This window comes from Paraburkholderia rhizosphaerae (assembly GCF_004366595.1).
In the GTDB taxonomy this organism is placed as follows: Bacteria; Pseudomonadota; Gammaproteobacteria; order Burkholderiales; family Burkholderiaceae; genus Paraburkholderia; species Paraburkholderia rhizosphaerae.
The window spans coordinates 13,897-33,011 of the sequence record NZ_SORE01000010.1 but is presented as its reverse complement, the minus strand read 5'-3'; the positions used below and the strand labels follow the sequence as shown (position 1 = coordinate 33,011).

General features: G+C 61.2%; 12 protein-coding genes. 10 read left to right on the top strand and 2 right to left on the bottom strand.

What is annotated here, in order from left to right; genetic code table 11:
- The first annotated feature begins 619 nt into the window (after positions 1-619).
- Positions 620-1,003 carry an AraC family ligand binding domain-containing protein gene (locus BX592_RS14595; protein ID WP_134192514.1) on the top strand — a complete coding sequence of 128 codons (384 nt, stop codon included), beginning with the start codon at positions 620-622 and terminating at the stop codon, positions 1,001-1,003.
- On the opposite strand, the gene BX592_RS14590 is transcribed toward BX592_RS14595, so the two are convergent.
- On the bottom strand, positions 950-1,468 hold the full coding sequence (locus BX592_RS14590; protein ID WP_134192512.1) for a hypothetical protein: 519 nt from the start codon (positions 1,466-1,468) through the stop codon (positions 950-952). The genes BX592_RS14595 and BX592_RS14590 overlap by 54 nt on opposite strands.
- Positions 1,469-1,688: 220 nt before the next feature.
- Here BX592_RS14590 and recC point away from each other — a divergent pair, with 220 nt between their 5' ends.
- The 5 genes from recC (at position 1,689) to BX592_RS14565 (ending at position 14,071) form a co-directional block, all read left to right on the top strand.
- Positions 1,689-5,279, top strand: coding sequence for an exodeoxyribonuclease V subunit gamma (recC, locus tag BX592_RS14585; protein ID WP_243849545.1), 3,591 nt, complete (start codon positions 1,689-1,691; stop codon positions 5,277-5,279).
- On the top strand, positions 5,276-9,154 hold the full coding sequence (gene recB, locus BX592_RS14580) for an exodeoxyribonuclease V subunit beta (RefSeq protein ID WP_134192509.1): 3,879 nt from the start codon (positions 5,276-5,278) through the stop codon (positions 9,152-9,154). The genes recC and recB overlap by 4 nt, the downstream gene beginning before the upstream one ends.
- Positions 9,151-11,403, top strand: a complete 2,253-nt coding sequence (gene recD, locus BX592_RS14575; RefSeq protein ID WP_134192506.1) for an exodeoxyribonuclease V subunit alpha — start codon at positions 9,151-9,153, stop codon at positions 11,401-11,403. Before recB ends, recD begins: the two co-directional genes overlap by 4 nt.
- A 347-nt stretch (positions 11,404-11,750) precedes the next feature.
- Complete coding sequence (locus tag BX592_RS14570; protein WP_134192505.1) at positions 11,751-12,980, top strand: benzoate/H(+) symporter BenE family transporter; 1,230 nt, start codon at positions 11,751-11,753, stop codon at positions 12,978-12,980.
- A 194-nt stretch (positions 12,981-13,174) separates the two neighbouring features.
- Positions 13,175-14,071: an aspartyl/asparaginyl beta-hydroxylase domain-containing protein gene (locus tag BX592_RS14565; protein ID WP_134192503.1), complete on the top strand. Its 897-nt coding sequence runs from the start codon at positions 13,175-13,177 to the stop codon at positions 14,069-14,071.
- 510 nt (positions 14,072-14,581) lie between these two features.
- Here BX592_RS14565 and BX592_RS14560 read toward each other — a convergent pair.
- Entirely contained in the window at positions 14,582-15,103 is a 522-nt protein-coding gene (locus BX592_RS14560; RefSeq protein ID WP_134192501.1) for a hypothetical protein, read from the bottom strand.
- Positions 15,104-15,585: 482 nt separating this feature from the next.
- Between BX592_RS14560 and BX592_RS14555 the strand changes: the two genes are divergently transcribed.
- Genes BX592_RS14555 through BX592_RS14540 form a run of 4 tightly spaced genes read left to right on the top strand, consistent with a single transcriptional unit; the run spans position 15,586 to position 19,096 of the window.
- A complete protein-coding gene (locus BX592_RS14555; protein ID WP_134192499.1) occupies positions 15,586-16,731 on the top strand; it encodes a transporter substrate-binding protein in 1,146 nt (381 codons plus the stop codon).
- The gene (locus tag BX592_RS14550; RefSeq protein ID WP_134192498.1) at positions 16,728-17,324 is read left to right on the top strand and encodes an ANTAR domain-containing response regulator; all 597 of its coding nucleotides are present in this window, start codon (positions 16,728-16,730) and stop codon (positions 17,322-17,324) included. Before BX592_RS14555 ends, BX592_RS14550 begins: the two co-directional genes overlap by 4 nt.
- Positions 17,321-18,169 (top strand): ABC transporter permease, encoded by an 849-nt coding sequence (locus tag BX592_RS14545; protein ID WP_134192496.1) that lies wholly within the window; start codon positions 17,321-17,323, stop codon positions 18,167-18,169. Before BX592_RS14550 ends, BX592_RS14545 begins: the two co-directional genes overlap by 4 nt.
- Positions 18,170-19,096, top strand: a complete 927-nt coding sequence (locus BX592_RS14540) for an ABC transporter permease (RefSeq protein ID WP_134192494.1) — start codon at positions 18,170-18,172, stop codon at positions 19,094-19,096. It begins immediately after the preceding gene.
- Positions 19,097-19,115: the final 19 nt, after the last annotated feature.

The window sequence follows — 19,115 nt, the reverse complement described above, 5'->3', positions numbered from 1 at the left end:
CCCAATATTCGGTTAAGCACCCACGTTGTTATTGGTTTAAAGGGAAAATAATTTCCCTCACGCGCCTAAAGCGAATGAATAAAAGGCAATTAAAAAGGCGCACACGGGCCTCGGCCCTTATTGCCGATACTGTGCCTTTAAACGCGTAACCAAAGAATTGCAACGACGAGACAAACCAGCGTGCAACAGACCGCCGCACGCGAACAGAATCGTAGGCTGGCTAAGGGCGCCGGGGGGGTGCAAACGCCCTTTCTTCTGATAACTGTCAGCTTACGATGCGCTAGATTAGTAGGGCAAACGTTGGCGTGTCAATGATCGGTTACAAATATTACGCTTATTTCTTTTAAATATGCTGGGTAAATTGAACCAATCCGGAATGGTTTTTATTGAAATTGCATTTGACTTGTGTAAACAGAAATGATTGGCAATTGGCGGTGGTGTGGTGGGGGATTTCTAATGCGCGGTTTTGTCGTTGTGCGGGCACGGCGTAGCCGGTAGACGTGGCCATTGGACCGACGTTGGTCGCGCGTGAGCAAGCTTCCCGTCTTAAAAAAATCCGTTGGTATGCTCTTGAGTCCGCTTTCGGCGCCGCGCCGGTGGCAACCAAACGGAGCGAACGATGACGCCTGAAGTTAACGAGTTCTATCGCTTCGATGGTATCGAGCTCGCACGAATTCGCGCCAACGGTCACGCGTCGTTCCCGCTGCACACCCATGCGGAGTATGTCGTCAGTGCGAATCTGTCGGGCTGTGAATCTGTCTGCGTCGACGGTCATAAGCTGCGGGTCACCAAGCGCATGGTTACGGTCTACAACCCCGAAGCGATGCAGTCTTCGAGCTTCGATTCAAGCGCAGGCGACAGCGAATTCATTTCGCTCTACATCGACCCAGATAAGCTCGTTGATATTGGATGTGCAAATGGTTGGTTGTCTCGCGCATCGCCACCTGAGCTAGAGCCGTTCATCGACCATGTCACAGAGATTGGCAAACGCGTCGGGCAATAGTGCATGCGCCTCATCCGCGATCCCCTGATGGTGTGTGTCGGGCACCGCAAAGAAAGCAGAAAAGTAAGTCTGCCTGGACTTGCCGAGCCAGGTGGTAAGGTCACCACAAAAGCCGATAAGTTGTTGCTCGTTCAAGGACGCAACTTCGGTGGCTAGCTGCCGTTTTTCGCCGCCTCGTAGTATCTGAGCCCGAAGGACGAGTCCACGTGCGCTGTCAGCAGCCTTGATGATTTTCGCCAGATGCTCCAGCTCATCGGCTATTTGCCGGGAAATTCGATCTGACACAGCCCTCAGCGCAGGATCCGTCATTGGCTGCAGGCCACGCATTGCTTGCGTCAGCTTTAAAATGGCGGCGATATGTCTCGCCATTTCTCCAGTCACACCCGAGGCACCCAGGTCGAGCGTCAAGGTACTGACAGTATGAGTTCTGTTGCGCGGCCAGAAGACGGAGATCTCGTTTTTCACGGTCGGGCTGCCTGGAAGGGAAAGCCACGATGGTCACGCAGTGCCCGGTGCAAGGATTGGAAGAAATTGAGGACGCGCTTGTATCATTGCCCATAAGCCATCGGACGCGCTCAATCCCCGCTTTTCCCGCGTACCACCCCAACAAGCGCGACCGTACCGAACCCTTTTCACCGAACCGATTCGCGATGGTCCAGGTTCTGCATCATCGATGGAGCTTCGCTTGACGAACCAACCGCTTCCCGCCGGGCTGATGCTGGTGCACGGCAACCAGCCCGAGCGTCTACGCGACCTGATGATCCAATGGATCAAGCAGTACCCGCTGGCGCCGCTGGAAAACGAAGTGATCCTCGTGCAGAGCAACGGGATCGCGCAATGGCTGAAGCTCGCATTCGCGGCCGACACAGAAGACGGCGGTTGCGGCATTTCCGCCGCACTGGACCTTTCGTTGCCCGCGCGCTTTCTGTGGCAGGTCTATCGCGCGGTGCTCGGCACAGACGCGGTACCGGCCGTCTCGCCGTTCGACAAATCGCGCCTCGTCTGGCGCCTTACGCGCCTGCTGCCAGCACTGCTTGATCTGCCCGACTACGCGCCGCTCAAGCGCTTCATGGCGCACGACGACAACCAGCGCAAACGGTTTCAGCTCGCGCAACGCGTCGCGGACCTGTTCGACCAGTACCAGGTCTATCGCGCGGACTGGCTCGCGAAATGGGCAGCCGGCGACGACGTACTGATCGATGCGCGCGACGCGCGCATTCCGATGCCCGACGAACATCGCTGGCAGGCGGCGTTGTGGCGCGCGCTGCTCGACGATGTCCGCACGCACGGTAATGGCAACGGCGATATCGACGCGTCGACGGCCGGCCGCGCCGCGGTACATGAAGCGTTTATCCAGCGTGCGGCCGATCTGCCCGACGGCAAGCGGCCGAACGGCCTGCCGCAGCGGGTCATCGTGTTCGGCATCTCGAGTCTGCCGCGACAATCCCTCGAAGTGCTGGCCGCGCTCGCGCGCTTCACGCAGGTGTTAATGTGCGTGCATAACCCTTGCGCGCACTATTGGGCGGATATCGTCGCGGATCAGGATCTGTTGCGGGCCGAGCGCTCGCGTCAGCGCCGTCGCGAGGGCGTGCCCGCTATCGTCAACGAAGCGGAGCTGCATCTGTATGCGCATCCGCTGCTCGCCGCGTGGGGCAAGCAGGGTCGCGACTTTATCGGCCTGCTCGATGAGTTCGACAGCGATTCCGCGCGCGACGCGTACGCCTCCCGTTTCGCAAATATCGGCCAGCGCATCGACCTGTTCGAAAACGAGCTCACGGACACCATGCTGCAGCAGTTGCAGGATGACATCCGCGACTTGCGGCCGATCAAGGAATCGCGCGACCTATGGCCTGATGTAGACCCGCTGATCGACCAATCGATCCGTTTTCACGTCGCGCACAGCACACAGCGCGAAGTCGAGATTCTGCACGATCAGTTGCTGGCCGCTTTCGCCGCTGACAACACACTGCGTCCGCGCGACGTGATCGTGATGGTGCCGGATATCGAAGCGTACGCGCCGCATATTCAGGCGGTATTCGGCCTGCTCGATACAGCCGATCCGCGCTACATACCGTTCAGCGTCGCCGACCGCGGGCAACGCGATTTCGATCCGCTAATCGGTGCGGTCGAGACGCTACTCGCGCTGCCGCAATCGCGCGTGACGGTCAGCGATGTGCTCGATCTGCTCGAAGTGCCGGCATTGCGCGCGCGCTTCGACATCACCGAAGACGATTTGCCGAAGCTGCACAACTGGATTGGCGGTGCGAATATCCGCTGGGGGCTGCATGGCGAGCAGCGCGCAAGTCTCGACTTGCCGCAAATGGGCAACGACGACGCGCCGAATACCTGGGCATTCGGCTTGCGCCGGATGATGCTCGGCTACGCGGTCGGCGATAAGTCGGACGCGTGGAGCGAGATCGAGCCGTACGCGGAAATCGGCGGACTCGACGCGGCGCTGCTCGGCCCGCTGACGCACCTGATCGACGCGCTCGACCACACATGGAAAACCTTGCGCACCCCGGCGACCGTCGACGAATGGTGTACCCGTCTGCGCGACCTGAAAAATACGTTCTTCGCGCCCGTCGACAGCGATGATGCATACACGCTCGGCCGCCTCGACACCGCACTCGAAGCGTGGCGCGACGCATGCGACGACGCGGCGCTAACCGGTGAACTGCCGCTGTCGATCGTCGCCGACTACTGGCTGTCGCAACTCGAGGAAGGCAGCCTGTCGCAGCGCTTTTTCGCGGGAGCCGTCACGTTCGCGACGCTGATGCCGATGCGCGCGATTCCGTTTCGTCGCGTGTGTCTGCTCGGCATGAACGACGGCGATTATCCGCGCACGCGTACACCGCTCGATTTCGACCTGATGCGGCAAAACTATCGCCCCGGCGACCGGTCGCGCCGCGAGGATGATCGCTACCTGTTCCTCGAAGCACTGCTGTCGGCGCGCGAGCATTTGCATGTATCGTGGGTCGGGCGCAGCGTCACGGATAACACGCCCCGGCCACCGTCGGTGCTGGTGGGACAGTTGCGCGAGCATCTATCGGCCGGCTGGCGTCTGGCCGGTGACGAAAGCGGGGACCCGCAAGCGCTGATCGATGAACTGACCGTTGTCCACCGGTTACAGCCGTTCAGCGCCGATTATTTCCCGGTTGATCCGGACACGTCGAAGCTGTTCACCTTCGCTGACGAATGGCGGGCAACGGCTGCCGCCAATGCCGACGCCGGAAAGCTTCATTCCGCGGACGCGGTATTGCCCGCGCTCGAACGCGATGAACCGCTGACCGTCCGCGAACTCGCGGACTTTTTGCGGGACCCGGTCAAAAGTTTCTTCCGGCAGCGTCTACGCGTGGCGTTCGAAACCGATGTGCTAGCGAGCGAAAACGATGAACCCTTCGATCTCGACGGTCTCAAGTCCTGGCAACTGCAAAGCGAACTGATCCATGCGCAGACGGCGGCGCTCGAGCGCGGCGACGACGATTTGCTGCCCGCGGCGCGCGCGCGGCTAGAACGCATGCATCGCAGCGGCGATCTCGCAACGGGCGGATTCGGCCAGCTGCTCGGCGACGAACTGATGGAGCCAATGCCCGATCTGTTCGAGCGTTACCGCGCCGCGCTCGCGCGGTGGCCGCAGATGCTCGACGACCAGCAGCATGAACTGCGTATCGAACAGACGATCGACGGACGCGTGCGCTCGGTCGACGACTGGATCGGCAATGTGCGAACCCATGCGGACGGCAAACTGGGTCGCGTCGTGCTCGAGGCCAGTTCGCTTATCAAGGACAACAAGTATCGGCGCGACAAGCTGATCGCGCACTGGGTCGCGCATCTGGCTGCGCAGATCGCGGTGGGACCGATGACGACCGTCGTGGTCAGCAAGATCGGCAGCGTCGAACTGGCGCCGCTGACCGGCGACGACGCCCACACGCATTTGCTCGCGTTGCTGCGTGCGTGGGATGACGGTATGCGTCGGCCGCTGCCGCTCGCGGTCAATACCGCGTTTGCGTGGCTCGGCAAGCGCGCGCCCGACGCGCCTGCCGATCAGCCGGATGCACGCGAGGCCGCTCGTGCAGCCTATGACGGCACGTCATGGCAAGCGGGCGAGCGCGATATGAACGCCTATCTCGGTCGCGTGTACGCGGACTTCGATGCGCTTGCCGCGAGTGGTGAATTCGAGCGGCTCGCAGTCGAATTGTTGCTGCCGCTGCATCTCGCGATTCCCGCGTCGACGAGGCAAAAAAACGGCGCCAAAGATGACGGAGACGCGCAATGAGCGACGACCTGACGACATCCACCGCAGACGCGGCGGCGCCGCTCGATCCGCTGCGGTTTCCGTTGCGCGGCAGCAGCCTGATCGAGGCAAGCGCGGGCACCGGCAAGACTTTCACGATCGCAATGCTATATGTGCGCCTCGTGCTGGGGCACAGCGGCAGCGACGAGAACGGTGCACGCGCGTTGACGCCACCGGAAATCCTCGTCGTTACGTTTACCGATGCGGCGACGAAGGAACTGCGCGAGCGGATTCGCGCGCGCCTTGTCGAAGCAGCCGACTATTTCCGCGCGGCGCCGGACGACGTCATCGCCGCACAGCGTCCGCCTGGCGAAGACCTGCTGCACGACCTGCGAGCCGAATACGAACCCGAAGACTGGCCCGGATGCGCACGACGCCTGCAACTGGCGGCTGAGTGGATGGACGAAGCGGCCGTATCGACGATCCACGGCTGGTGTAACCGGATGCTGAGCGAGCACGCTTTCGATAGCGACAGCCTGTTCTCGCAGACGCTCGAAACCGATCAGAGCACACTGCACGCGGAAGTGGTGCGCGACTATTGGCGAACGTTCCTGTCGCCACTCGATGCGGCATCGGCTAGCGAAGTGCGCGAATGGTTCAAAGGCCCGCATCAGCTGCAATCGACCGTGGGCCGGCTGGTTGGTCACGCGGACCTGCTGCCGCAACCGCAGCCGCCTGAAATCACGCTGAAGAACGCTCGCGAAAAGCGCCGCGCGCACCTTGCTCGACTGAAGCAAAACTGGAGCACGTGGTGCGACGAACTGCAACGGATTCTCGAAGAAGCGCGCGAGAAAAGGCAGTTCAACGCGCAGCGCCTGAATCGCGCAAATTGTCAGATGTGGTTCGAGAAGCTGCGCGCATGGGCTGCGGATCCATCGATGGCGAGACCCGCGTTCGATGACAAGGCCGCTGTCTGGGAACGTCTGACGCCGACCGGGCTCGCGGAAATCTGGAAGATCGGTGAACCGCCGAAGCATGCTGCACTTGATGCAATGGCGGAGTTGAAAAAAGCGCTCGACGATCAGCCGACCGCCTACCACGACCTGCTCTGTCACGCGGCGCACTGGGTCGCGCAACGGTTTTCCGCCGAGGAAACGAAGCGCTCGCAGATGGGCTTCGACGACCTGCTAACGCGCCTTCGCGACGCGCTGCACTCGCCGAACGGCGAGCGTCTCGCCGACATTATTCGCAAGCAGTACCCGGTCGCACTGATCGACGAGTTCCAGGACACAGACCCGGTGCAGTACGCGATTTTCGACGCGGTTTATCGGATCAAACAGAACGATCAGGACACGGCGATCATTCTGATCGGAGACCCCAAACAGGCGATCTACGCGTTTCGCGGCGCGGATATCTACACGTATCTTGCGGCGCGCCGCGCCTGTGCGGGTCGGCTATTCACGCTGAAGAAGAACTTCCGGTCGACGGTCGCGATGGTGAGCGCGGTCAATCGATGCTTTGAAGCGGCCGAAGCGCGAACGGATAGCCCCGGCGCGTTCCTGTTTCGCGATGCGCGTAACGGAGACAACCCGCTGCCGTTCGTTGCCGCCGATGCGCAAGGACGCAAAGAAGCGCTTCAAGCGGAAGGTCGCGCGTTGCCCGCGTTGACCGCCTGGTGGATGCCGCCCGCCGAAAGCGGCGCGGCGCTATCCAAAGATGTGTATATGCGCGGCATGGCCGCCAGCTGCGCATCCGAGATGGTGCGCCTGCTAAACCTCGGTCAGGCCGACGAGGCAGGCTTCGCCGGCGCGCGTGGCTTTACGCCGCTGCAACCGGCGCATATCGCGGTGCTCGTCAATAATGGCGACGAGGCGCGTGCGATCCGCACGGCGCTCGCGGAGCGCGGCGTACGCAGCGTTTATCTGTCCGATCGCGATTCGGTGTTCCAGACCGAGCAGGCGGGCGAGTTGCGTCATTGGCTTGCCGCATGCGCGGAGCCGGACGACGGACGCCTCGTGCGCGCCGCGCTAGCGACCGCGACGCTCGGGCTCGACTGGGCCGAACTCGACGCGCTGACACACGACGAAATCGCGTGGGAAACGCGCGTGCTGCAATTCCGTGGCTACCGCGATGCGTGGCGCACGAAGGGCGTCCTGCCGATGCTGCGTCAATTGCTGCACGATTTCCACGTACCGCAGCGATTGATCGGGCGCGCGGCCGGCGCGCCGGTGAATGGCGAACGCGTACTGACGAATCTGCTGCACCTCGCTGAACTGTTGCAGCAGGCGAGCACGCAACTCGACGGTGAACACGCGCTGATTCGCTACGTCGACGAAGAGCTCGCGGATCAAGCCGGCGGCGTGGGCGGCGATGCACGGCAGATCCGGCTCGAAAGCGATGCAGGGCTCGTGCAGGTGGTGACGATTCACAAGTCGAAAGGGCTTGAGTATCCGCTGGTGTTTCTGCCGTTTGCCGGCAACTACCGGCCCGCCAAACCTGACGACATGCCGCTCAAATGGCACGATGACGCAGGCCAATTGCATGTCACGCTAAAAGACGCGAGCGTTCTGCCGCAGGTCGACCGCGAACGGCTTGGCGAAGACTTGCGCAAGCTGTATGTCGCGCTGACGCGCGCGCGATACGCGACGTGGGTGGGGATTGCGCCTATCGCTAGCATCGAGTTGAGTGCGTTCGGCTATTTGCTGTCCGGTGGTGAAGCGATCGTGCCAGGCGCATTGGGCGAATTGCTGTCGCAGTTACGCGACGCTCATACGGACATCAGCGTGGTCGAGGCCCCTGCGCCGAGCGGTGAAGTGTTCGCGTCGCGTGACTCGCAGGCGCCGCGCGGCACCGCGCGAACGTTGTCGCGCGTCGTGCGTGAACACTGGTGGATCGCGAGTTATTCGAGCTTGCGGAAGGTCGACGGGGTCATCGGCGGCGTGGCCGCTCATGAGTCCATTAGCCCATTGGCTGCCGCGGGCACCGGTGAACCGCATCCCGCGCCGGATACGCGTGGACAGGACGTGTATCAGGAACTGGCGGGCGCGAAAACGCCTGATGAGTCGTCTGAAGCGGCGTGGCCAGGCGCGCAGGCTTCGGGCAGCGCCAGTGCGCTTGCCGCCGCGGATCAAACGCTACACGGGCTGCCGCGCGGTGCTGATGCGGGTACGTTCATTCACGAACTGATGGAGTGGGCGGCAACGGAAGGCTTTGCCGAAATCGTCGACCGGCCCGATTTCGTCCGCGACATGGTTGCGCGCCGCTGCAGCGTGCGCGGCTGGGAACGATGGATCGATCCGCTGACTTCGTGGTTGCTCAGGTTGTTGCGAGAGCCGCTGCGGATCCCGACGTCGATGTTATCGACGGTCGGCGGGAAACCGGTCGCGCCCGTCACGCTGTCCGCATTGAAAACGTACGTGCCTGAGATGGAATTCTGGGTGGCCGCGCATAACGTCGAGGCACAGGCGCTTGATCGGATGGTGTGCGATATGACGCTCGATGGCGCGGCGCGTCCTGCTTTAGAGGCGGCTCAGTTGAACGGCATGCTCAAAGGATTTATCGATCTGGTGTTCGAGCACGATGGCCGGTTCTACGTCGCGGACTATAAGTCGAACTGGCTCGGACCCGATAACGCGGCGTACACACCGGCGAGGATGCGCGCGCAGATCCTGCATTCGCGCTACGAGTTGCAATACGTGTTGTATCTGTTCGCGCTGCATCGGTTGTTGAAGACGCGTTTGCCGGATTACGACTACGACCGGCATGTCGGCGGCGCGGTGTATCTGTTTCTGCGCGGTAGTCATGCGGAAAGCCAGGGGCTGCATGTCGAGCGTCCGCCGCGCGAGTTGATCGAACAACTGGATGCACTGTTTGCGAAACGTGTGAGCGGGACGGAACTGGCAGGAGATTTCGCATGACAAGGACCCGTGGCACCGGCTCCCGACGAAACCGTGACGACGCGACCGGTGACCTGTTCGCTGAGACGAACGTGAACGTCAACATCAACGCGGATGCGGATGCGCACGTGAGGGTGACCACGCCCCGCATCGACGCCATTCCCAACGCGCAGCAAATGCTTGGCGTGCTCGACGAATGGGTGGAGCGCGGCTGGCTGCGACCACTCGATTCGGCGTTTGCACGGTTTCTGTCCCGCGAAGCATCGAGTGCGGAGCCGCTTCTGATCCTTGCAGCAGCGCTCGCGAGTCATCAGCTAGGGCGCGGACATGCGTGTCTCGACCTGCAAGCGGCGCTCGACGATCCTGCGTTTGTATTGTCGCTACCACCGGATGATGCAATCGAGCGATTCGTCGATGCACCGACGCATGCGCCTGCTGATCTGCTTGCCGGCGTGACGCTCGCGCAATGGCTTGCGGCGCTTGCTCATGCTGCGCTGGTCGGCGCGGGTGCGGGAAATACGCCGCTTGTGCTCGTCGGTACGCGTTTGTACCTGCGGCGGTATTGGCAATACGAACAGGACGTCAGCGCCGGTATCGCACAGCGGCTGCAGGCATCGGCGGCGCAGTCGGCCGTGCTCGAACTCGATTCGGTGCGCGCGACGCTCGATGTGTTGTTTCCGTCGCAGCCGGGCGCTCAAAAGCGGCCCGCGGATTGGCAGAAGCTCGCGTGCGCGCTGGCTGCGCGCAGTGCGTTCAGCATTATTACCGGCGGACCTGGGACCGGGAAAACGACGACTGTCGTCCGGTTGCTTGCGTTGTTGCAGGCGGTCGCCTTAAGTCGCGCTGACGCTGGACGCACGACGACCCCGCAGCACGTACGTCCGTTGCGGATCAAACTCGCTGCGCCGACCGGAAAAGCCGCCGCAAGGTTGAACGAATCGATCGCGGGCGCGGTTGCGAGCCTGCCCGTCGGCGGCCTTGCACACGGTGCGGAAGTGCGTGACGCGATTCCCACTGTCGTGACCACGCTGCATCGCGTGCTAGGCACGCGCCCGGATACGCGGCGCTTTCGACATGACGCGAGCAATCCGCTGCCCATCGACGTACTGGTCATCGACGAAGCATCGATGGTCGATCTCGAGATGATGGCCGCGGTACTCGCAGCGTTGCCGTCGACCGCGCGTCTGATTCTGCTCGGCGATAAGGATCAGCTCGCGTCCGTCGAAGCAGGCGCGGTGCTTGGCGAGTTGTGTGAGCGTGCGGCGCGTGGGCACTACACACCGGACACACGCGACTGGTTGCAGGCAGCCACGGGTGAGCGCATCGATGACGCGATGCTGGATGAACACGGCACCGCGCTTGATCAGGCGATTGCGATGCTGCGTCAAAGTCACCGGTTCTCGTCAGCGAGCGGCATTGGCGAATTGGCGCAGCGCGTGAATGAAGGGGACGCGACGGGCGTCGTGCGCGTGTTGGGTGAGGCACGCGCGGATCTTGCGTTGCTGGCTTGCTCCGCAGGTCACGATGCGGCGTTCAAGGCGCTGGTTGTCGATGGGAATGTGGACCGCGATAGCGCTTTGGATGCGACTATGGCGGCTCGCGCATCCGCTCATGGCGCGCGGCCGCGGCGCGGGTATCGCCACTATCTCGAGACGATGCACAAAGGCGAGCCTGCGCGCGACGCTGATGCTGCAACATTCGCGACGTGGGCGGCGGAGGTTCTCGAGGCCCACGACGCATTCCAGTTGCTGTGCGCGGTACGCCGCGGCCCTTGGGGCGTCGATGGACTCAATAAACGGATCGCGCGGCTGCTGCACGAAGAAGGCTTGATCGACGCACGCAGCGAGTGGTACCCGGGCAGACCGGTGCTCGTCACGCGTAACGACTATGAACTCGGGCTGATGAACGGGGATATCGGCATCACGCTCGCAGTACCGGGCGCGGCGGACGGGCGCGGCGCGTTGCGAGTTGCTTTTCCGTCGGGCGACGGGGCCGGCGGAATCAAATGGGTACTGCCGAGCCGGTTGCAGGCAGTCGAGACGGTCTTTGCACTCACGGTGCACAAGTCGCAAGGCTCGGAGTTTGTACATGCGGCACTGGTGTTGCCGGATTCGTTTAGCCCGATCTTGACGCGTGAGCTTGTGTACACCGGGGTAACACGGGCGCGTGCGTTTTTAACGCTCGTTGTTCCCGAAGGGAAGCCGGTGCTGGAAGAAGCGGTAACGGCGAAGGTGCAGCGCGCGAGCGGGCTGCTTGCCGCATTCGGATAGATCGTTTCCGCGTCTCGTTCGTTACCACATCGATATCTCTTAACAACCTACCCGGTTGCGACATATCCGTCAAAAAGCATCTCGGGTCTAATCCTCGCAGCCTCAACTTTGACCCCGGTCTTCGTCACGACTGACGAAGACGGAATGGCGATCTCAGTCGCTATCAATACGGAACCCTACAAGGCTTCCGTGTCGCGTTGAGGATGTCGGCGCCAGTCGCGGGTCTTTCGGACCTGATCGATTCCGGCATCGAATCGCTTGCATCCATACAAATGAGCAAGGCCCGGATTAACCGGCGCCGTCATCGTCTGACGGCGTCGCCGCCGCGCCCTGTCGGAGGGAATACGATGTTCGCCAGGATACGCGCAGACTTCTCGATGTCCGCCGCCATCGCGGGACTGATCGCACTTGTTGCAACGTATAGCGGCCCCGTCCTGATTGTTGTGCAAGCAGCGCAAGCAGGGCATCTGTCGCATGATCTGCTGTCCACCTGGATCTGGGCCGTCTCCATTGGCGCCGGCGCGGTCGGTCTGTGGCTCAGCTTGCGGCACAAAATGCCTGTGATCGGCGCGTGGTCGACGCCCGGCGTCGCGTTGTTGATCACCGGGCTTGCGCACTATCCGTTCAGCGATGTGATCGGCTGCTATCTCGTGGTGTCGATTATTGTCGCGGTTCTGGGGTTGTCGGGGCTCTTTACGCGAATGATCCAGCATCTGCCGGCTCATCTGCTGTCCGCGATGATTGCGGGTGTGCTTTTCGAATTCTGCGCGGGCATATTTCGATCGCTTGAATCGACGCCGGTTGTCGTGTTGCCTGTCGTCGTTGTGTACGTCGTATGTCGGCGTGTTATTCCGCGTTATGCCGTCGCGCTGGCGCTTCTGGCTGGCGTCGTCGTCGCGCTTCCGGATGCCAAGCTCAGCGGACATGGGCTCGATCTCAGTATCGTCACGCCAGAGCTCACCGTGCCGGGCTTTTCCGCGGAGTCGTTAATTGGCCTGGGCCTGCCGTTGCTTCTGCTCGCGCTCACGCAGTACGCGACATCGATCCATATTCTTCGCAGCGCGGGGTACGCAATTTCACCGCGCTCGGTGGTCGGAGCCAGCGGGTTGATGTCCATTCCGTTGTCGCTGTTCGGGAATTCCGGCATCAATCCGGCGGCTATCGTCGGTGCGATGTGTGCGAGCCCGGAGTGCCACGAAAATCCGCAACGCCGGTATATCTCGGGCGTGGTCTGCGGGATCGGCTATCTGTGCATCGGTGCGTTTGGCGCATCGGTGGTCGCGCTCTTTGCCCGCTTGCCCGACGGGCTGACAAGCACGCTTGCGGGTCTCGCTCTACTTGGCACGCTCGTGTCGAGCCTCGCGTCCGCGCTCTCGGATGAAACGCATCGGGAATCGTCGGTGATCACTTTTGTGGTGACGGTCTCCGGTATGTCGTTTCTCGGGCTGGGGTCCGCGCTGTGGGGACTCGTTGCAGGTGTCGTGTTCTCGCTCGTTCTTTCGAAGAAGCGTGCTGCGGTTCCCATCAAGGCGCCTGGGGGAACGGCCACGGCTGTTGTCGAAAAAGAGCGCACCTGAACAGTTCCGCGTCTCTATGACCTTTGCGCGTTGCGGCGCTACCGCCGTCGCATTGGGCCGGCCGAATATGGAACGTAAATCTGATTGTTGAGCGCTGGGGGCGCCTTTGCACGTCGCCCACAGCGGACCACTGCGACACCGAGTTGGTGAATCACGGAAACATTGTTTTGGACCTTACTAGGGAGGACATAACCATGGTGACGGCGACCCGCCTCGTAGGACGCATCAAGTTCGATGACACGTTGCTCCGGAAAGACCTGAAGGTGTTATCCGAACTGCCGCTTTTAAGAGAACAGTACGACGAGTTCGGCTCAGGAACGTGGATCAATCATTCGCTTTGGAACCGAAGCGGCGAATGGACCGACACGCAGTATTCCGACTACAACTATCCCGCCATTCGCACGCAGGTTGGCGCCACCACGACGTACCTCAGCAAGATTATCGAAGAATGCTTCGATGTCGACCATCTGCGGATGGCGCGCGTGCGCAACCTCGTCAATGGACTGGTGATTCCGCATACGGACTTCCTCGAGCTTTCCGAAGAAAAAGACCGATATGTGCGCATTCTGATTCCGCTTGAAACCTGCATCGACTCGTATCACACGGAGGAAAAGTTTGGCGTGTTCCGGATGCGGAAAGGGGATATCTGGATCCTTGAGTCGACGCTGCCGCATGGCGCGCTGAACTTTGCTTCCGATAACCGGCGCATTCTGAGTCTGGATTTTCAGTATGCGGATATACCGGCGCCGCATTACTCGCTGATCTTCAAGGACCATTCGATACGCGATGAAGCGATTCCCCCGGCACTGGTGTCGCGCACGCAGCTTGAGCCGGAAGATTTGCATGACTACCTCGAGCAACTGTCGACGTCGTTCAACGATAAGGACGATGCGGAGCATATTCTGGTCAAGCTGTCGAAGGTGCATCTGCGGTTTGAGTCGCCGGTTAGCGATATCTATAAGAATCTGACGAAGGTCGCAAAGATGACGCAAAGGCAAGACCTCGTCGAGCATTGCGAGAAGATGCAGAAGTTCTATATCGGATCGCGCGTGATGAATGAGCGGTTTCCGTTGCGGAAGGGGATTTGTTAGCGAGCGGAATTGCGGGGCGCCATGTGGTGCCCCGCGATTGCTTCGCTTCGCGCTAACCTATCTTTGCCAGCCATGTCCGATGCGCCATCCCATGCGGACGTGCTCGAAGCGCTTCGCGCGATATACGTTCGCCAACCCGATATGAATGTTCGCCCGTTGGTTCTCGATGAGTTGATGCGGCGGGAATTCGTCGATTGCGGTTGCAGGCGATCGGCCGACTGTGAGCCGCCTGCCTGCAGTGTCGACGGCGAACATCTGCGCCTGTTCGCCGTTACGTCACGCGGGCGCGCGGCGCTCGACTGGCTATTGAGCGTTCAGCGATCGCCGCGGTGGGAAAGGCTTCGATTGAGTCGGTATGGTGAGTAGTTCGATCTGCCCGGCGCATAAAACTTCGTAACGCGCGCGTCGGGCCGTTCTGGTTTAGAGATACGCAGCGGGTGGTGGAGGCTGGGGCGGATTGTGCTGTCCCATGCCCAACCACTCAACCGTCCGACGGCAATTGCCGGAGCCTCAATGCCAGACAATCCAGACACGCCAGGTGTCGTGACCAAACGACAAATTGAACGTATCGTGCTGGTACTGGCGATCGATTAGCGGTTGAGCCGCTTCTATACTGAGACAAACCGCAACTGCCAATTTCAGGCCTTGAGAAAACGGAGGCTTGACGGTACCCAATTTGGCAATATCCTCCTCGAATTCCTCGAAGAATTTATGGTCAATGGTCGACCGCCCCTGATCGGATGATCGGAAAAGCGATTCCGCTTTTAACTCGATGCAGATGTATTGCTGATTTCTCGACGTAACCAGCACGTCGACCGCCTTGTTTGTGTCCGTGTAGATGTGCTGCTCCGTCTGCACCGATGGCTCACCCGGTAGCGTGCGCAATGCCTGAGCGACCCAGTTCCTGAGCATCTGCTCCCACCCGCCTTTGGTCATGTAGTACGTCGGGATGTCTTGCTGGTGATGAACCAGCACGCCTTGAATCCAGCCAATGACCGTCTTTGAAGAAACTTCGCCTGTGAAGGTCGACATTTGATCTCTCCTGTGGATAGTGGTGCTGTTCCGGTAAAGCCGACTCCGGCCATGACGCGGAAACAGGCACCGTCCCCAGGATACTTATGACCGGCCAGGTGCTTGATGACGCTTTCTGATATCGCGCTCCAGCATGCATGCAGTGCAATCATGCTGTTATACGCGCTCGACCTGCTATAGTGCTTCCCACCCAGATTTCGCCGCTGTGTCACAAACACGAATACGCATGACGCACAAATCCTGTGCGCCGCATCCAGAAAGAGTGCAATCGTCAATAGTCAATCGCGCTTGCCTTGCACCAAACGGACACGAATTAACCCAAATTCCTATCGAAGCAACTTGGCATTAAATTTGCTGATTTAAAACAATTGCAAAGCATGGCGCGCCCTCGCCTTTAAGACTTTGCCCTGCTGCTAAAGGCACCGAAGCCTGAACTCGCCACGCGTGGCGGTTCAGGCTTTTTTATCGCGAGAACAAAAACCTTGAAGCGCGAAGACGTCCCCATTGGATTGCTCTGGTCGACCCACGGCACTTATGAACGCCTCGGCCGCAGTTCGCTCGCCGGGGCTAGCCATGCGATCGATCGCATCAACCGCCTGGGCCTATACGGATTCCAGTTGCGCGCAATTCACTACGATCCGCACGGCGAGGCGGAGCGCTATCGAGACGGCGCGGCCAGGCTGCTTGGCGGTGGCGCACGGCATATCTTCGGTGCGACCACATCGGCGAGCCGCAAAGACATCGCGCCCGACCTGCAGCAGCATCACGCATTGCTGTGGTATTCGTGCTCGTATGAGGGCTTCGAGAGCGACGAAAACGTCGTCTATCTGGGCGCAACGCCTAATCAGGCGTTGCTGCCGCTGTTGCGTCATGCACTCGATGCATTCGGCAAGACCGCCTTTCTGATCGGCTCCGATTATGTGTGGGGCTGGGAAAGCAACCGCATTACGCGCGAAGTGCTGCAGTTTGCCGGCGGCGAAGTGCTCGGCGAGCACTACCTTGATCTCGGCGCAACCGAAGGTATCGACAATCTGGTCGATGAACTGCTCGCCTCTGCACCAGCATTCGTGCTCAACAACCTCGTCGGCGAGTCGTCGTATTCGTTCCTGAAAGCGCTCGATCGAGCCAGCGCACGCGCCGGACAACGTCTGCCCGTCCTCAGCTACGACCTCACCGAAGCAGAGCTCGACAAGATCGGACCGCTACAGGCACTGCGGCTTATCACCGCCGGTCCGTACTTCGAAGAGCTCGTGCCCGAGTTCACACGCAGGCAGTACCACGAATACGGGCAAGTGCGCCTTTCGCATTTCTACACCGGCGCTCACGTGTCGATCGAACTCTTCGCACAAGCACGCGCGGAGTGCGGCACCGACGACCCGGCGCAGTTGCTCGCGTATCTGCATCAGACGCCTGTCATTACATCGATCGGCACGATCCGGCTGTGCTCGCACAACAACCACGGCGCGCTGCCTTGTCATATTGCCGAGCTTGCAGGGGACCGCTTTCGCATCGTGCATAGCGAGCCGCGTGCGGTCGAGGCCGATCCGTATCTGACCCAAACCGATCTACGGACTTTTCAAAACCATACGGGTGATGCCGCCAGCCGTCATCTAAGGATCGTGAAGTGAATCCGACCACTACCGCCCCCGACCTGCGCGATCAACGCGTCGCGCTGATCGATTGCAGCGAGCGACATCAGGCGAGCCTCGAAAAGAGCCTTCAGCGGCTCGGCATCCGCTGGCTTGTCGTGCGCGACAACGCGATGACGCCACTCGACGATTGCTTTGCCGCGATCGTCGAGCTCGATACGTTCAACAGCCCGGACGTCGTCGAGCAATTGCGTGCGCGCGGGATGCCGATCTGCGCGCTCACGCGCCAGGAAACGCTGTCGCAGATCCAGCGCGGCGTCGCGCTCGGCGCCACCGCGATGCTGCATCAGCCGATCACGCAAGGCACCGTCTATACCGCATTAATGATGGCGTTCGCGCTCAGTCACCAGATCGGCGCATTGAATGCACGCAACGCGTCGCTACAGAAGAAGCTCGAAAGCTACCCGCTCGTCGCGCAGGCAATTGCCCGCCTGATCGTGGAACTGGATCTCAGCGAAGACGAAGCCTATGAGCGGCTACGTTCCCGCGCGATGGCCACGCACCGGAGCCTCGTCGAAGTTAGCGACGAAGTGCTTCGCCAAACCGCCGCGTCACGTCGAGCCTCTTCATGAACCTTCTGCTGCGCATTCTGCGCCGTCCGTCCGCGTGTCTTTCGCTGGCGTTTATCGTCGTGCTCGTCGGAGTCGCGGTTTTCGCGCCTTGGATCGCGCGGTTCGATCCGATGCTGCAACTGCCCGACGGCCTCACCGTCGAAGGCGCGCCGCTGCCGCCCGACCACACGTACTGGCTGGGCACCGATCTGCTCGGACGCGACCTCTTTTCGCGCCTGATTTACGGCGCGCGTACGTCGCTGCTGATCGGCGTCGTGGCAAACGGCATGGCGGTGCTGGTCGGCACGCTGGTCGGACTTATCTCCGGATTCGCGCGCGGCTGGTTCGGCTCGCTGCTGATGCGCTTCGCCGATCTGATGATGGCCTTTCCCGCTTTGCTGCTCGCGATCACGTTAGCCGCGGTGTTCCGGCCCGGCATCTGGATCGTCGCACTCGTGATCGCGATGGTGAACTGGGTGCAGATTGCGCGCGTGATCTATACGGAAACGCTGTCGCTGAGCGCACGCGAGTTCATCGTGGTCGAGCGTGCACTCGGTGCCGGCCCGATGCGCATTCTGTTCTCGCACCTGTTGCCGCATCTGGTGCCGACGATCCTCGTGTGGGCGACGCTCGGCATTTCAACGACGGTGCTGCTCGAAGCCACGCTGTCCTATCTCGGCGTCGGCGTGCAACCGCCGATGCCCAGTTGGGGAAACATCATCTTCGAAAGCCAGACCTATTTCAGCACCGCGCCCTGGCTTGTGATGTTCCCGGGCCTCGGCATCGTGCTGCTGTCGCTGTCGTTCAATCTGCTCGGCGACGCGTTGCGCGATGAGCTCGATCCCACGCTGAAGGAGGCCCACTAAATGGCGCGCTTTCTGATCCGTCGCCTCGCGCACGCGCTGGCGATCCTGCTGGGCATCACGTTCATCACCTACGCGCTGCTCTACCTGCTGCCCGCCGACCCGGTGCAGCAGATTGCCGGCCGCAACGCGACACCCGGCATGCTCGCGAGCATCCGGCATCAACTCGGACTCGACGAACCGTTCTGGCTGCAATACGTGCATTACGTCGTGCGGCTGCTGCACGGCGACCTCGGGCACTCGTATGTGCAACGCACCGATGTCAGCGCGCTTGTGCTGTCGCGCCTGTGGCCGTCGCTGCAGCTGATGTTCTGGGGCATCGCCTGTGAGATCGCGCTCGGCGTGACGATCGGCATGATCTCCGCGCTCAGACGCGGCACCTCAGTCGACCGCGCGACGATGATGTTCGCGTTTGTCGGCGTATCGGCGCCGCAGTTTATCGCCGCGCTGCTCGTGCTCTATCTGTTCGCGATCCGGCTCGAGTGGTTTCCGATCGGTGGCTATGGCGGCGCAGCGCATCTTGTACTGCCCGCGCTCACGCTCGGCGTGCTCGGCAGTGGCTGGTACTCGCGGATGATGCGTTCGTCGATGATCGAAGTGTTGCATCAGGACTTCATCCGCACCGCGCGCGCGAAGGGCCTCACGCGCTGGCGCGTGATCATGCGCCATGTGCTGCCCAACGCGGTACTCCCCATCGTGCCGATGATCGGCATGGACATCGGCTATTTCATGGGCGGTCTGGTCGTCGTCGAGTCGGTGTTCGGCTGGCCGGGCGTCGGTCAGCTCACCTGGCAGGCAATCCAGCAAGTCGACACGCCGATCATCGTCGGCATGACGACGCTGTCCGCGATCGCGGTGCTGCTCGGCAACTTCGCCGCCGATCTCGTGATTCCGTATATCGATCCACGCATCAAGCTCTCGCATCGCTAACCCTGTCACTGTCACTACG

Excerpts from the sequence above, each read along its gene's own strand:
- BX592_RS14595 (WP_134192514.1), top strand. The coding sequence starts at position 620 with ATGACGCCTGAAGTTAACGAGTTCTATCGCTTCGATGGTATCGAGCTC.
- recB (WP_134192509.1), top strand. The coding sequence starts at position 5,276 with ATGAGCGACGACCTGACGACATCCACCGCAGACGCGGCGGCGCCGCTC.
- recD (WP_134192506.1), top strand. The coding sequence starts at position 9,151 with ATGACAAGGACCCGTGGCACCGGCTCCCGACGAAACCGTGACGACGCG.
- BX592_RS14570 (WP_134192505.1), top strand. The coding sequence starts at position 11,751 with ATGTTCGCCAGGATACGCGCAGACTTCTCGATGTCCGCCGCCATCGCG.
- BX592_RS14565 (WP_134192503.1), top strand. The coding sequence starts at position 13,175 with ATGGTGACGGCGACCCGCCTCGTAGGACGCATCAAGTTCGATGACACG.
- BX592_RS14560 (WP_134192501.1), bottom strand. The coding sequence starts at position 15,103 with ATGTCGACCTTCACAGGCGAAGTTTCTTCAAAGACGGTCATTGGCTGG.
- BX592_RS14545 (WP_134192496.1), top strand. The coding sequence starts at position 17,321 with ATGAACCTTCTGCTGCGCATTCTGCGCCGTCCGTCCGCGTGTCTTTCG.
- BX592_RS14540 (WP_134192494.1), top strand. The coding sequence starts at position 18,170 with ATGGCGCGCTTTCTGATCCGTCGCCTCGCGCACGCGCTGGCGATCCTG.